Source organism: Streptomyces sp. NBC_01304 (assembly GCF_035975855.1).
In the GTDB taxonomy this organism is placed as follows: domain Bacteria; phylum Actinomycetota; class Actinomycetes; order Streptomycetales; family Streptomycetaceae; genus Streptomyces.
This window is the reverse complement of record NZ_CP109055.1, coordinates 4,253,003-4,266,213: the sequence shown is the minus strand read 5'-3', so window position 1 is coordinate 4,266,213 and position 13,211 is coordinate 4,253,003. Positions and strand designations below refer to the sequence as shown.

General features: G+C 71.6%; 14 protein-coding genes. 10 read left to right on the top strand and 4 right to left on the bottom strand.

Going from position 1 to position 13,211, the window contains the following annotated elements; all coding sequences use genetic code 11:
* Window positions 1–75 precede the first annotated feature (75 nt).
* The 8 genes from OG430_RS18540 to OG430_RS18505 all read left to right on the top strand — a co-directional run bounded on the left by OG430_RS18540 (window position 76) and on the right by OG430_RS18505 (window position 7,685).
* Window positions 76–270: a hypothetical protein gene (locus OG430_RS18540; protein ID WP_327353639.1), complete on the top strand. Its 195-nt coding sequence runs from the start codon at window positions 76–78 to the stop codon at window positions 268–270.
* Between the two features lie 32 nt (window positions 271–302).
* Window positions 303–1,271 (top strand): N-acetyl-1-D-myo-inositol-2-amino-2-deoxy-alpha-D-glucopyranoside deacetylase, encoded by a 969-nt coding sequence (mshB, locus tag OG430_RS18535; protein ID WP_327353638.1) that lies wholly within the window; start codon window positions 303–305, stop codon window positions 1,269–1,271.
* Complete coding sequence (locus OG430_RS18530) at window positions 1,268–1,693, top strand: DUF6113 family protein (protein ID WP_327353637.1); 426 nt, start codon at window positions 1,268–1,270, stop codon at window positions 1,691–1,693. The genes mshB and OG430_RS18530 overlap by 4 nt, the downstream gene beginning before the upstream one ends.
* A 175-nt stretch (window positions 1,694–1,868) precedes the next feature.
* Complete coding sequence (locus OG430_RS18525) at window positions 1,869–3,989, top strand: hypothetical protein (protein WP_442816513.1); 2,121 nt, start codon at window positions 1,869–1,871, stop codon at window positions 3,987–3,989.
* Between the two features lie 213 nt (window positions 3,990–4,202).
* Complete coding sequence (locus OG430_RS18520) at window positions 4,203–5,153, top strand: ABC transporter ATP-binding protein (RefSeq protein WP_327353635.1); 951 nt, start codon at window positions 4,203–4,205, stop codon at window positions 5,151–5,153.
* A complete protein-coding gene (locus OG430_RS18515) occupies window positions 5,150–5,905 on the top strand; it encodes an ABC transporter permease (protein WP_327353634.1) in 756 nt (251 codons plus the stop codon). Before OG430_RS18520 ends, OG430_RS18515 begins: the two co-directional genes overlap by 4 nt.
* 5 nt (window positions 5,906–5,910) lie before the next feature.
* A complete protein-coding gene (locus OG430_RS18510) occupies window positions 5,911–7,071 on the top strand; it encodes a sensor histidine kinase (protein ID WP_327359143.1) in 1,161 nt (386 codons plus the stop codon).
* Window positions 7,068–7,685 carry a response regulator transcription factor gene (locus OG430_RS18505; protein WP_327353633.1) on the top strand — a complete coding sequence of 206 codons (618 nt, stop codon included), beginning with the start codon at window positions 7,068–7,070 and terminating at the stop codon, window positions 7,683–7,685. Before OG430_RS18510 ends, OG430_RS18505 begins: the two co-directional genes overlap by 4 nt.
* Window positions 7,686–7,776: 91 nt before the next feature.
* Here the strand turns inward: OG430_RS18505 and OG430_RS18500 are convergent, their stop codons facing one another.
* A complete protein-coding gene (locus OG430_RS18500; protein ID WP_327353632.1) occupies window positions 7,777–8,607 on the bottom strand; it encodes a transglutaminase-like domain-containing protein in 831 nt (276 codons plus the stop codon).
* A 36-nt stretch (window positions 8,608–8,643) separates the two neighbouring features.
* The gene (locus OG430_RS18495; protein ID WP_442816512.1) at window positions 8,644–9,678 is read right to left on the bottom strand and encodes a GNAT family N-acetyltransferase; all 1,035 of its coding nucleotides are present in this window, start codon (window positions 9,676–9,678) and stop codon (window positions 8,644–8,646) included.
* A gap of 110 nt (window positions 9,679–9,788) precedes the next feature.
* Here OG430_RS18495 and fdxA point away from each other — a divergent pair, with 110 nt between their 5' ends.
* On the top strand, window positions 9,789–10,115 hold the full coding sequence (gene fdxA, locus OG430_RS18490; protein ID WP_327359142.1) for a ferredoxin: 327 nt from the start codon (window positions 9,789–9,791) through the stop codon (window positions 10,113–10,115).
* Window positions 10,116–10,230: 115 nt separating this feature from the next.
* Window positions 10,231–11,325: a bifunctional succinyldiaminopimelate transaminase/glutamate-prephenate aminotransferase gene (locus OG430_RS18485; RefSeq protein ID WP_327353630.1), complete on the top strand. Its 1,095-nt coding sequence runs from the start codon at window positions 10,231–10,233 to the stop codon at window positions 11,323–11,325.
* 81 nt (window positions 11,326–11,406) lie between these two features.
* On the opposite strand, the gene OG430_RS18480 is transcribed toward OG430_RS18485, so the two are convergent.
* A complete protein-coding gene (locus OG430_RS18480) occupies window positions 11,407–11,922 on the bottom strand; it encodes an ATP-binding protein (RefSeq protein WP_327353629.1) in 516 nt (171 codons plus the stop codon).
* 311 nt (window positions 11,923–12,233) lie between these two features.
* Window positions 12,234–13,172 (bottom strand): heavy metal transporter, encoded by a 939-nt coding sequence (locus OG430_RS18475; RefSeq protein WP_327353627.1) that lies wholly within the window; start codon window positions 13,170–13,172, stop codon window positions 12,234–12,236.
* Window positions 13,173–13,211 lie beyond the last annotated feature (39 nt).

The window sequence follows — 13,211 nt, the reverse complement described above, 5'->3', positions numbered from 1 at the left end:
TAGAGCCCTGAGTCGTTACTAGTCGTTGCTGGTCCGGCAGTTCAGCTGCTCTGGTGTGGTGGGAGGTGAGCCGCCGTGGCGCTCTCGATTTCGGCGGTGCTGCTGTTCGCGATCGTGGTCTTCTTGCTCGTCAAGAAAGCCGGGCTCAAGGCGGGGCACGCGGCCGTCTGTGTCCTGCTCGGCTTCTATCTGGCCAGTTCCTCCGTGGCCCCGACCATCAGCGAGGTCACGACGAACGTGGCCGGGATGATCAGCGACATCAAGTTCTGAGTCACCGGCCCCGCGCCTCGTAGGGTGGGGGCATGACGGAACTGCCGGCCCGAAGCCGACGCCTTCTCCTGGTGCACGCGCACCCGGACGACGAGTCCATCAACAACGGCGCGACGATGGCCAGGTACGCGGCCGAAGGTGCCCATGTCACCCTCGTGACCTGCACGCTCGGCGAGGAGGGCGAGGTCATCCCGCCCGAGCTCGGCCATCTCGTGGCCGACCAGGAGGACACGCTCGGCTCCCATCGCATCGGCGAGCTGTCCGCCGCGATGAAGGAGCTGGGCGTCGCCGACCACCGCTTCCTCGGCGGCACGGCACGCTTCCGCGACTCCGGAATGATGGGCCTGGAGACCAACCACCGCGAGGGCGCCTTCTGGTCCGCCGACGTGGACGACGCCGCCGCGTCCCTCGTCGAGGTGATCCGCGAGACCCGCCCCCAGGTCCTCATCACGTACGACCCCGACGGCGGTTACGGCCACCCCGACCACATCCAGGCCCACCGCGTCGCCATGCGCGCCGCCGACCTGGCCGCCGAGGCCGCCTTCCGCAAGGACCTCGGCGAGGCCCACCGGATCGCGAAGGTCTACTGGAACCGCGTCCCGCGTTCGGTCGCCGAGGCCCGCTTCAAGGTGCTGCGCGAGGGCGCCATCGGTCACCTTCCGTGGGCGGGCGTCGCGGAGGTCGACGACGTACCGGGCGTGGTCGACGACTCGTTGATCACCGCGGAGATCGACGGCACCGAGGGCTCTCCTCCGTACGTACGCGCCAAGGCGGCCGCGATGAGCGCGCACGCCACTCAGGTCTCGGTCCTGGAGCCGTGGTTCGTCCTCTCCAACGACCTGGTCCAGCCGCTCTTCGACGTCGAGTACTACGAGCTGGTGCGCGGGGAGTCGGGGGCGCCGGCGGGGGAGCGCGAGACGGACCTGTTCGCGGGGATCGCGGACGGGACCGAAGGAGCCGAAGGAACCGCGGGAGCCGAGTCAACGGTGGAGGCGTCATGAGCGGGTCCGGCGGGTCCGGGTCCGGCGGGTCCGGTGGATTTCTGACCGAGCCGCTCAAGCCGGGGCGGATCGCCCTGTACGCGCTGCTCCTCGTGGTCGGCGCGGTCGTCGGCATCGCGGGTGCGCTGCTTCAATCGGCCTGGTTTCCGGGCGGGTTGCTGCTCGCGCTGCTCGGCTCGACCGGACTGTTCTACGGCGGGGTACGGCTGACCGGGACCAGGGGCGGGGCCTTCGCGGGCGGCGCCGGCTGGCTGGTTGCCGTCATGCTGCTGACGTCGACCCGGCCGGAGGGTGACTTCGTGTTCGGCGCCGGAGTCGGCTCGTACCTCTATCTGCTGGGCGGAATGGCCCTCGCTGTGATGTGCGCCACGCTCGGGCTGCCGGCGCAACCGGCCAGGCCCGCTGCCCGACTTGGCAAGTGACGTACCACTTCGCCGGGTGCAAAGCACTGCTTTCCCGCCCGTTGACGGCGGTCACAGGATGCGTGCCGACCGCGGCCAGTATGGTGGTGCGCGCCGCCGAGCTGCCCGCGCACGGTGCTGGGTTTGTTGAGATAGAAGATTTGGCGGGCGGCGGAGCCGATCGGGAGAACCTGCCTTGAGTCGTGAAACTGACAGTTCGTCCTCCGGGCCTCAGGGGCACGGAGGTGCTGCCTACCCCTCCGGGACGCCGCCGTACGGCGCTCCCGGCGGTGCCGTGCCTCCGGGGTCCCCGGGCGCGGAAGCGGAGCGTCAGCCGGTGGAGCCGCAGCCGGACGAGTCCGACCCGCAAGCCACCCAGACGACGCTGACCACCCGGATCCGGATCAACATCCCCGGTTCGCGGCCGATTCCGCCTGTCGTGATGCGTACGCCGGTCAATGACGGCGAGGCGTCGGACGGTGCTGCTGCCTCGGCGGGCGCGGGTGCCGGCCCGGATCGGACGGCGGCCGGAGCTTCCGGTTCCGCCGCTTCCGAGGGCGGTGCCGGTGACTCCGGGCAGGCGGAGGAGAAGACGAGCGACTGGTTCGCGCCGCGGAAGTCGGCGGGGCCTGCGGGTCCGGGCGCCGGGCCCGCTGCGGGTTCCGGGCCTGCTGCGGGTCCCGGTGCGGGCGCGGGTGTTGCCGGTGGTTCCGGTCCTGGTGCCGGTCCCGGTCCCGGTACGCGAGGTGGCGGAGCCCCTGGCTCCGGCACACCCGGCGGCGGCCCCGGTGCCGCGGAACCCCAGCGCGGTGACCTCCCCTTCTTCTCCGGGAACGGCAGCGCACCGGCCGCCGCACCTTCGGCGAACGGCCGCCCCGGCCCGCTGGGCAACACCCCGGCAGGCCCGCCCGGCTCGCTCGCCGGACCGGGCGCGGGCATCGGCGCCGGTCCCGGTGCGGGCCCCGGCGCGGGTGCGCCCAAGCCGGGCGGCCCCAGCGGACCGACCACCGGCCCCGCCACCGGCGAGGGCCCCCTGCTCCCGCCCGGCTTCAGCCAGGGCGGTGGCGCCCCCCTCGGCGGACCGGGCCCGCGCCCCGAGCCCCCGCGGATGAGCGACGACACCGCGGTGCTCACGCCGCAGTCCCCGGCCGGGGAGCCCCCCGCGCCCGGCGGCCATGTCTCCGGCTCGACCCTGACCAGCGGGATCCCCGTGGTGCCGCCCGCGTCGAACTCGCCGTTCGGCCCGCAGGCGACCCCGCACACCCCGCACACGCCGCCCGTCCTGCCGGACCCGCCCGCCCCCCGCCCGCAGCAGGGCGGCGAGGGCGGCGAGCCGCCGACCACCACCAGTTCCAGGCCCAAGAAGAAGGGCCGCAACAAGCTGGTCCTCGCGGCGAGCGCCGTCATCGGCCTGACCGGTGTGGCCTATGGCGCCGGGCTCCTGATGAACCACTCGGACGTGCCCAAGGGCACCAGCGTGCTCGGCGTCGACATCGGCGGCGGCACCCGGGACGAGGCCGTCAAGAAGCTCAACTCCGCCCTCGACAAGCGCGCCAAGGAGCCGCTCAAGCTGTCGATCGACGGCGAGGACGCGACGCTGGAGCCGGAGCAGTCCGGGCTCTCCCTCGACGGCCAGGCCACCGTGCGCGAGGCCGCGGGCAGCGACTACAACCCGGTCTCCGTGATCGGCTCGCTCTTCGGCCAGCAGCGCGAGATCGACCCGGTCCTGCTGACCGACGACGAGAAGCTGCGCGACTCCCTGGAGCGGGTCGCGGGCGCCGCCGGCAGCTCGGGCGAGGGCACCATCGAGTTCAAGCCCGGCAAGGCGGTCGCCGTCTACGGCACGGCCGGCAAGGCGCTCAACCCCGAGGGCTCGATCACGGCCATCGAGGAGGCGTACCGCACCAAGCTGGAGACGGGTGAGGACACCGCCGTCCAGCTGCCGGTGACCTCCGCCGAGCCGAAGATCACCAAGGCCGAGGTCGACCGGATGATGAAGGAGTTCGCGACCCCCGCGATGTCCGGCCTCATCACGGTCCAGACGGACGCGACGCACACGGTGTCGTTCAGCCCCGAGAAGTCGATCTACAAGTTCGTGAGCGTCAAGGCGTCGGACAGCGGCAAGCTCGTCCCGTACTACGACCGCGTGGCGCTCAAGGAGCTGTACGGCGGCGCGTTCGTCGGCGTCATGGTCACCAAGGGCGACGGCAGCAAGAAGCCCCTCAGCGTCGAGGAAGTCGCCCTCGCGGTGGACAAGGCCCTGCGCGGCAAGACCCCGGCCGAGCGCATCGTGACGATCCCGACCAACCCGAGCTGACCAGCCCGATCTCCCCCTGGCTGACAAGCCAGAGCCGAGCCACCCGAGCCCCGGTCGCAGCAAGCGCGGCCGGGGCTCCGGCATGCCCGGGCACGGCATCCGTACGCCACCTGCCCAGCAGCAACCGCATGCCCTCCGCATGACATCCGTCATGCCGCCTTCACGACCCGCGACACTGCCGGGCAGGGCCCCCGCCCAGCGATCGTAGAACCCATGACCACGACTTCCACGGCAGCCACGAAGCAGGCGGCGGGCACCTCCCCCGCAGGCGTGGTGCGCTTCGAGAACGTATCCAAGAGCTACGGATCCGTCCGTGCCGTCGACGGACTCTCCCTCGAGCTCCACCCCGGCGAGACCGTCGCCCTGCTCGGCCCGAACGGCGCCGGCAAGTCCACCACCCTGGACCTCCTGCTCGGCCTGCGCCCCGCGGACAGCGGCACCGTCGAGGTGTTCGGCACCAGCCCCCGGGACGCGATCGTCGCCGGCCGGGTCGGCGCCATGCTGCAGAGCGGCGGCCTCATGGAGGAGGTCACCGTGCGGGAGATCGTCAAGCTCGCCTGTGCCCTGCACCCCAGGCCGTACGCCGTCGACGAGGTGCTGGCCCGCGCCGGCATCGCCCAGATCGCCGACCGCAAGGTCGACAAGCTCTCCGGCGGCCAGGAGCAGCGCGTCCGCTTCGCGCTCGCCACCGCCGGGGACAGCGACCTGATCGTCCTCGACGAGCCGACCACCGGCATGGACGTCACCGCACGGCAGGCCTTCTGGGCCACCATGCGCGAGCAGGCCGACCAGGGCCGCACCGTCCTGTTCGCCACGCACTACCTCGAAGAGGCCGACGCCATCGCGGACCGCGTCCTGGTCCTGCACCGCGGCCGGCTCCTCGCGGACGGCACCGCCGCCGAGATCAAGGCGAAGGCGGGCGCCCGGAAGGTCTCCTTCGACCTGGAGGGCCAGATCGACGAACTCGCCCTGCGCGGGCTCCCGTTCCTCGCCACGCTCGACGTATCGGGCCACACCGTCCGCATCCAGTCGCACGACGCCGACGCCACCGTCCACGCGCTCTACGGCCTCGGCCTCTACCCCCGCAACCTCGAAGTCGCGGGCCTCGGCCTGGAGCAGGCCTTCGTAGCCATCACCGAGGCCGAGGAGGCCAAGGCATCATGAGCACTCTCACCGTCAACGCCCCGCTGATGAAGCTCGAGATCACCCGGGCCGTACGCAACAAGAAGTTCCTGTTCTTCTCGATCGTCTACCCGTCCGCGCTCTTCCTGATGATCGCGGGCCCGCAGAAGAACGAGATCGTGAAGGGCACGGGCCTGACCACCGCCGCCTTCTACATGGTCGCCATGGCCTCCTTCGGCGCCCTCACCGCCGTTCTCATGGGCAACAGCGAACGCATCGCCAAGGAGCGCGAGAAGGGCTGGGTCCGCCAGCTGCGCCTGACCACCCTGCCGGGCCGCGGCTACGTCTTCGCGAAGATCGCGAGCGCCGCGGTGGTCTCGCTCCCCTCGATCGTCATCGTGTTCATCGTGGCCGCCGCCTCCAAGGGCGTACGACTCGACACCTGGCAGTGGTTCGCGCTGACCGGCGTGATCTGGGCGGGCAGCCTCGTCTTCGCCGCGCTCGGCGTCGCCCTCGGCTACCTGGTCAGCGGTGACGCGGTCCGCCCGGTCACGATGATCCTGTACTTCGGCCTCTCCATCCTGGGCGGCCTGTGGATGCCCACCACCGCCTACCCGCAGTGGCTGCAGAACATCGCGGAATGGCTCCCCACCCACGCGTACGCTGCACTCGGCCAGGCCATCGAGCTGGGCAACGCCCCCGGTGCGAAGGACATCGCGATCCTCGCCGTGTACTTCGCGCTCTTCGCCGGCGGCGCCGCCTGGCTGTACCGGAAGGACACCCTGAAGGCGTGAACGCCATGAACGACGACGCCCCGGTCCCGATCGGGCGTCCCCCGCAGAGCCGTCGCGAAGCCCTGGCCAAGTTCGGCTGGATCGCGGTCTGGCTGGTCTTCCTGGCCTACCCGGTCAAGGACCTGGCCGACGGCCACCACTCGGCCCCCGCCACCCTCCTCGGGTGTGCGGGGCTGGTCGCCTTCGGGGGCTGCTACCTGGCGCTGGTCCTTCGCTTCATGGTCCGGGCCGAGGCGCTGATCGCGCCCCAACTGGCCCTGGCCGCCCTCCTGGTCCTGGCCACGGTGCTCGCGTACACCCTCGGCGACGAGTGGCTCGGGCTGTTCGTGTACGTCTCCGTGGCATCGGCCTTCGCGCTGCCGTTCCGGCAGGCCCGCTGGATGATTCCGCTGACCACGGTCGTGATGGTCCTGTTGGGCCTGCGCACGGAGACCCTGGGGCAGATCATCATGTCCCTCGGCGTCATGACGCTCATGATCGGCTTCGCGATGACAGGCGTACGGCACCTCATCCACACCACGATCCAGCTCCGCGAGGCCCGCGCCACCGTCGCCGAACTCGCGGCCAACGAGGAGCGGTTGCGCCTCGCCCGCGACCTGCACGACCTCCTCGGCCACTCCCTCTCCCTCATCACCCTGAAGAGCGAACTGGCGGGCCGCATGCTCCCCGCCCACCCCGACAAGGCCGCGGAGCAGGTGGCCGACATCGAGCGGGTCAGCAGGCAGGCGCTCGTCGACGTACGGGAGGCGGTGAGCGGCTACCGCAGGGCCACGCTGCCGGCTGAACTGGCCGGTGCGCGCACGGCGTTGACGGCAGCCGGCATCGAAGCGACGATCCCGCCCGCGCCCGACGGACCGCCCGACGGCCCGCTCGGCGAGCAGGAGGAGGCGGCCCTCGCCTGGGCGCTGCGCGAGGCGGTCACCAACGTCGTACGCCACTCCGGCGCGCACCGCTGCACGGTGGACCTCACCCGCCGCGAGACCCTGGACGGACCGGTCCTGGAGCTCACCGTGGAGGACGACGGCAAGGGCGGCGGGGGAGCGGCGGGCAACGGCCTGACCGGCCTCACCGAACGCCTGGAAGCGGTCGGCGGCACCCTCGAATCCGGCCCCGGGAAACGGGGATTCCGGCTCCTCGCCCGGGTCCCCGTAGGATCCGAAGCATGAGCGGCGACAAGATCAGGGTCCTCCTGGCGGAAGACCAGTCCATGGTCCGTGAGGCCCTGGCGGCCCTGCTCGGCCTCGAACCGGACATAGAGGTCGTCGCCCAGGTGGCACGCGGCGACGAGGTCCTTGCGGCGGCCCGCGCGCACGACGTGCAGGTAGCCCTCCTTGACATCGAAATGCCGGGCAAGACGGGCATCGAGGCGGCCGCGGAACTGCACACGGCTCTCCCCGCCGTCCACATCCTGATCCTCACCACGTTCGGCCGCCCCGGCTATCTGCGCCGCGCGATGGAATCGGGCGCCGCGGCCTTCTTGGTCAAGGACGCCCCCGCGGCCCAACTCGCCGCAGCCGTACGCAAGGTCATCGCCGGCGAACGCGTCATCGACCCCACCCTGGCCGCGGCCGCCCTGGCCGAGGGCGCGGACCCCCTGACGGACCGCGAACGCGACGTGCTGCGCGCGGCGGCGGACGGCGCGACGAACGCGGAACTGGCGGCGCAGCTGCACTTGTCCCCGGGGACGGTCCGCAACTACCTCTCGACGGCAATCCAGAAACTGGCGGCCCGCAACCGGGCGGAGGCGGTCCGCATCGCGCGGGAGAAGGGCTGGCTCTAGTCCTCAAACGGGGGTCTGGGGGCGCGGCCCCCAGGACCTCAGCCCACCCAGCCTCCGCAGGATTTCGGGAAGGGGCGGGGAGGGGAAAAAATCAGTTCAACATCGCCCGAGCCGCATGCGCCTGCCCCCGCACCCGCGAGGCCGCATCCGCATCCACCGCCTCGACCACAGAAGCGTACGCATCAAGCTCCACCGCGCCCGCGATGAACTCCCCCCGCTGAACGAGCAGTTGAGCCCGCTCGTACCGAAGCCGCGCAGGATGCGAGGGAAGCAGCAGCGCCAGCTCCACCGCCCACAACGACACATCCGACCGCTCCGGCCGAGCCGCCGCCCAAGCCCGGATGTTGTTGAGGATCCGCAGCACGATGTCCAGCGGATCCGCAGGAGAAAGCATCGACGGATCCAGCGGAGCCCCCGTCGCCCCCGCCACCAACAACTCCGCATCGGCCCCGCTCAACAGCCGCCCCCCGTCGAAGGCGTCCACAAGCACCTGGTCCTCCGGGGGCCCGAACCCGACCACGAAGTGCCCCGGCAGAGCCACCCCGTACACCGGCGCCCCCGCCCGCCGCGCGACCTCCAGCCACACCACGGACAACAGGATCGGCAGCCCGCGCCGCCGTCGAAGGACCTCGTGAAGCAGCGAAGACCCGAGCCGCTGATAGTCGGCCGGCGTCCCGCGGAAGTCGCAGCGCCCGCCCAGGAGTTCGGCGAGCGCGGCCGCCCAGGCCCGTGGTCCGCCCGGGCGGAACGGCAGCAGCCCGGCAAGCCGGTCCAGCTCGATCTGCGCGGCGTCGATGCCCGCCTCGCCGAGCCCGGTATCGGCCTCCGCGCCCACCAGCAGGCAGAGCAGCGCGAGGTCGGGCCGTTCGGCTCGCGCCTCCTCGGCGAACTGCCGCCGCCGGTCGGTGGATTCGGGGTTCATAGCTGCCTCGTGCCCTCTCACACAGATCGCCTCACCTCACAGGGATGGGCCGTGGCGATAGTGGTGATAGTGGTGATGGACCGCGAAGCCCATCCCGTCATAGAGCGCCTGCGCCCCGTCGTTGTCCGCCTCGACCTGCAGCCACGCGGCCGACGCACCCTCGTCGAGGGCCCGGCGCGAGAGAGCCGTCATCACGGCCGTGGCCAGCCCCTGGCGCCGGTACGCCGGATCGACCTCGACGGCCATGAATCCGGCCCACCGCCCGTCGACCACGCACCGCCCGATCGCGGCGGCCGACCCGCCCTCGCCCGGCACGGTCGCGAACCACACCGAGGGCCCGCTCTCCAGGACCTGCAGGATGTGCGGCTCAGGCGTCCCGAACCGCTTGTACCGCCCCAGCCACGCCTCGTCGTGGGACCGCGAGAGACGTACCCGGTCCACCGCCGCGTCCAGATCCGCGATCGGGGCGAGCCCGGCGATCTGCACCTGGGCGCTCACCGCGCGCACCCACCCGCGCTCCTCCAGGGCGGCGGCGAGCAGCTCCTGGGTGCCGGCCGCCCCGGTGGCCGTCTGGATGTGCGGGGGCAGACTCCGGTCCGCGTACCACCGGGAGACGTACGACAGTGCCTCGTCGAGCGGACGTCCCGGATCGCCGAGCGGCAGCACGGAGTTGGCCCGCCAGGTGAATCCGCCGGCGGCCCTGAGCTCCCACTCACCGAGCCGCTCGCTCTCCACGGGCTGCCAGCCGCGCGCCGTGACCCGCGCCAGTTCCTCGTACGAGGCCGCGGGACCCCGCCTGCGGGCCGGCGCGGCGGGCACCACCTTCCCTGCGACCAGCGAGGATTCCTCGATCCGTACGGGCTCGCCGTCCCGTCGTGTGATGAGCAGCACACCGTCGTTCCACGATGTGAGAACCCCCACCGTGTCGGTGAACTTCTCACCTGGGATTCCGGTGCCGCTCAAGCGCCTCACCGAGACCCGTTTGCCCACGTCAGCCCCGGTAATGCGGACTTCTAGGCGGGCGCCTCCAAGGATTTCCACAGCTCTGTACGCCCCTCCTGTTCGGATCATGGCCTGGAACGGAGATACTAGGTGTGGGCATCGACGACGCCGCGCTCCCGCGCGCCAGGCGGCGGAGCCTGTGGAGGCCCGCCAGCGCCCTAACGAGGAGGAACGACAGCGTGACCTACGTCATCGCGGAGCCTTGTGTCGACTTGAAGGACAAGGCGTGTATCGAGGAGTGTCCGGTCGACTGCATCTACGAGGGCCAGCGGTCCTTGTACATCCACCCGGACGAATGCGTCGACTGTGGTGCCTGTGAGCCGGTTTGCCCGGTCGAGGCCATCTTCTACGAGGATGACACTCCTGAGGAGTGGAAGGACTACTACAAGGCGAACGTCGAGTTCTTCGACGAGCTCGGCTCGCCCGGTGGCGCCTCGAAGCTCGGTCTGATCGAGCGCGACCACCCCTTCATCGCCGCATTGCCGCCGCAGGAGCACAACGAGTAAGTGCTGCAGCGCGCATTCTTGGTCCCGTACGGCATCAACCGCTGTACGGGACCGAGTCGTTTGCGCCTCGGCCGCTGAGGCCACCGGGCCACCCCGTACGAGAAAGAAGAGTGCTGTGTCCGCTGTCACCGACCGGCTTCCCGCCTTCCCCTGGGACAAGCTCCAGCCGTACAAGGCCACCGCGGCCGCACACCCGGGCGGCATCGTCGACCTGTCGGTCGGCACGCCCGTGGACCCGGTGCCCGAGCTGATCCAGAAGGCGTTGATCGCGGCCGCGGACTCGCCGGGCTATCCGACGGTGTGGGGCACCCCCGAACTGCGCGACGCGCTCACCGGCTGGTGCGAACGACGCCTGGGCGCGCAGGGCCTCACCCACCACAACGTCCTGCCGGTCGTCGGCTCCAAGGAGCTCGTCGCCTGGCTGCCCACACAGCTGGGTCTCGGCCCGGGCGACGTGGTCGCCTACCCGCGCCTCGCGTACCCGACGTACGAAGTGGGCGCGCGCCTGGCCCGCGCCGAGTACGTCACGTACGACGACCCGACGGAGCTCGACCCGACGGGTCTGAAGCTGCTCTGGCTCAACTCGCCCTCGAACCCGACCGGTCGGGTGCTGACGGCCGAGGAGCTCACCCGGACCGTCGCCTGGGCGCGCGAGCACGGCGTGCTCCTGGTCAGCGACGAGTGCTACCTGGAGCTCGGCTGGGAGGCGGAGCCGGTCTCGGTCCTTCACCCGGACGTGTGCGGCGGTTCGTACGAGGGGATCGTCGCCGTCCACTCGCTCTCCAAGCGCTCCAACCTCGCGGGCTACCGTGCCGCGTTCATCGTCGGTGACGCGGCCGTACTCGGCGACCTCCTGGAGATCCGCAAGCACGGCGGCATGATGACCTCCGCGCCGACCCAGGCCGCCGTCGTCGCGGCGCTCGGTGACGACAGCCACGTGCACGAGCAGCGCGAGCGGTACGCAGCCCGCCGCACCGTCCTGCGCGACGCCCTGGTGAAGCACGGCTTCCGGATCGAGCACAGCGAGGCGAGCCTCTACCTGTGGGCGACCCGCGGCGAGTCCTGCTGGGACACCGTCGGGCACCTCGCCGAGCTCGGCATCCTCGTCGCGCCCGGCGACTTCTACGGCCCGGCGGGCGACCGCTTCGTGCGCGTCGCGCTCACGGCCTCGGACGAGCGCGTGGCGGAAGCGGTCAAGCGGCTGTCATAGACGTTCTCGACGGTACGCAGATGGGGCCCGGGAGTTGATCTCCCGGGCCCCATCTGCGTACTACTACTGCTGCTGCGTGGACTAGCCGAGCGGCAGGCCCTTCAGCGGCAGCGAGTCGGTGCTGGGCAGACCGCCGGTGGGCAGGCCGCCGGTGGGCAGGCCGCCCTTGGTCAGGGCGTCGGTCGGCAGGCCGCCGCCGCCGGCGACGGGCAGCTGGCCGACCGGAAGGCCGCCCTCGGTCGCGGACTTGGCGGTCTCGCCGACCACCTCGGCGGCGCTGCCGGCCACGTCACCGGCGGCCTTCTGCGCGGCGGGGGTGGCGGTCTTGCCGGCCTTGCCGACGGTCTTGCCGGCCTTCGGCACGGCCTGCTTGACGGCCTTGCTGCCCGCGTCGCCGGCGAGGCCGGTGACCTTCTGCGCCGCACCGTCGACCGTGTCGCCGAGGCCGGCGCCGTCCAGTGCGGACAGGCCGCCCAGGTCGGGGGTGGCCGGGAGGTCGACGGCGCTCGCGGAGCCGGCCGCACCGACCGCGGAGGCCGCTCCCGCTGCGGTGAGCAGCGCGGCACGAGCGATCCGGCGGGTCAGGGGGAGGGACATGATGCTCCTTTTGGACGGGGAGAGAACGGTGTGGTCCGGCGTGGGAACGCCGTGACTAGCGCCGTGACTACCGCTCGAAAGCTCCGAAGGTTGCGGTGCGGCAACGTAAAGAGTTGGCAATGCGTCGCATTATCGGCTGCGGATAAAAACGGGCAAACAACGGGCAATCGGCGCCCGTGCGCAAGGCTCGCAGAACCCTCACTTCCCTTTGTTCTCAAGGGATTTGAGGATCGCGGGCAGGCCAGCCCGGAAAGCCGCGCAGGACGGTGCGGCAGAGGAGTCCGACTAACACCTACGGGTGAGGGACCGCACTACTGCCCAGTGACGATCTGGACCTCGTCGGGGGCGTCACCGGTCTTCGGCTCGCTCCAGTTGTGCCCGGAATCCGTGGCGTTCCACTCGCGGCCCGCATAGGAGACCCGTTCGATGCGCAACTCCGCGGCGTGCGCCACGGCCCAGTGCGCCAACTCCCAGCCGCGCTGCTTGCTGCCGCCCTCCGCGGTCACCCCGGTCACGGGGACGCGCACGGTCCGCTTCGCCTCGGCCGCCTTGTCGTCGCCGGCTTCGGCGCCCGCCGCCTCGGTGCGGGGCAGCACATCGCGCCCGAAGTCCCGGGCGAGCGCCTGGCGGACCTTCGCCGGGTCGCCGGGCGCGGTGTCCGGGTTCGGCGTACCGGCCTCGCAGCTGAAGGTCGCGGCTGCCTGTCCGGTCAGCGCCGCGGCGAGCAGCGCGGCGTCCGGCTCGTGCTTCGCGTACGCCTGCGGGAAGCCGCTGCGCTGCACGCGCTGCGCGGCGACGGTCAGCGGGAGCCGCGAGTAGCCGGGCACCTTGTCCAGGTGCTCGTAGAACTTCCCGGCCGAGTACACCGGATCCATGATCTGCTCGGCGGTGCCCCAGCCCTGCGAGGGCCGCTGCTGGAAGAGGCCGAGCGAATCGCGGTCGCCGTGCCGGATGTTGCGCAGCCCCGACTCCTGCAGCGCGGTCGCGAGCGCGATGGTCACGGCCCGCTCCGGCATCCCGCGCGTGGTGCCGACCGCGGAGATCGTGGCCGCGTTCACGGCCTGCTGGATGCTCATCTCGTACGTCGCCCCGTCACCGGCGGCCGAGACGACCGTGCACCGCGGGGCGCGCCTGCCGCCCCCCTCGTACTGGACGACGAGATAGCCGGCGACCGCGAGCAGCACGACGAGTGCGGCTGCGATACGGATGAGTCGGCCGCGCCTGAAGAGGGTGGGGGGCTGCTCTGGCACGCGGTCAACCGTACTGGAGTCCGGGATACGGCCGGGACG

Coding starts and splice junctions, on each gene's coding strand:
- OG430_RS18510 (WP_327359143.1), top strand. CDS start 5,911: ATGAACGACGACGCCCCGGTCCCGATCGGGCGTCCCCCGCAGAGCCGT.
- mshB (WP_327353638.1), top strand. CDS start 303: ATGACGGAACTGCCGGCCCGAAGCCGACGCCTTCTCCTGGTGCACGCG.
- OG430_RS18520 (WP_327353635.1), top strand. CDS start 4,203: ATGACCACGACTTCCACGGCAGCCACGAAGCAGGCGGCGGGCACCTCC.
- OG430_RS18495 (WP_442816512.1), bottom strand. CDS start 9,678: ATGATCCGAACAGGAGGGGCGTACAGAGCTGTGGAAATCCTTGGAGGC.
- OG430_RS18515 (WP_327353634.1), top strand. CDS start 5,150: ATGAGCACTCTCACCGTCAACGCCCCGCTGATGAAGCTCGAGATCACC.
- OG430_RS18505 (WP_327353633.1), top strand. CDS start 7,068: ATGAGCGGCGACAAGATCAGGGTCCTCCTGGCGGAAGACCAGTCCATG.
- OG430_RS18530 (WP_327353637.1), top strand. CDS start 1,268: ATGAGCGGGTCCGGCGGGTCCGGGTCCGGCGGGTCCGGTGGATTTCTG.
- OG430_RS18500 (WP_327353632.1), bottom strand. CDS start 8,607: ATGAACCCCGAATCCACCGACCGGCGGCGGCAGTTCGCCGAGGAGGCG.
- OG430_RS18480 (WP_327353629.1), bottom strand. CDS start 11,922: ATGTCCCTCCCCCTGACCCGCCGGATCGCTCGTGCCGCGCTGCTCACC.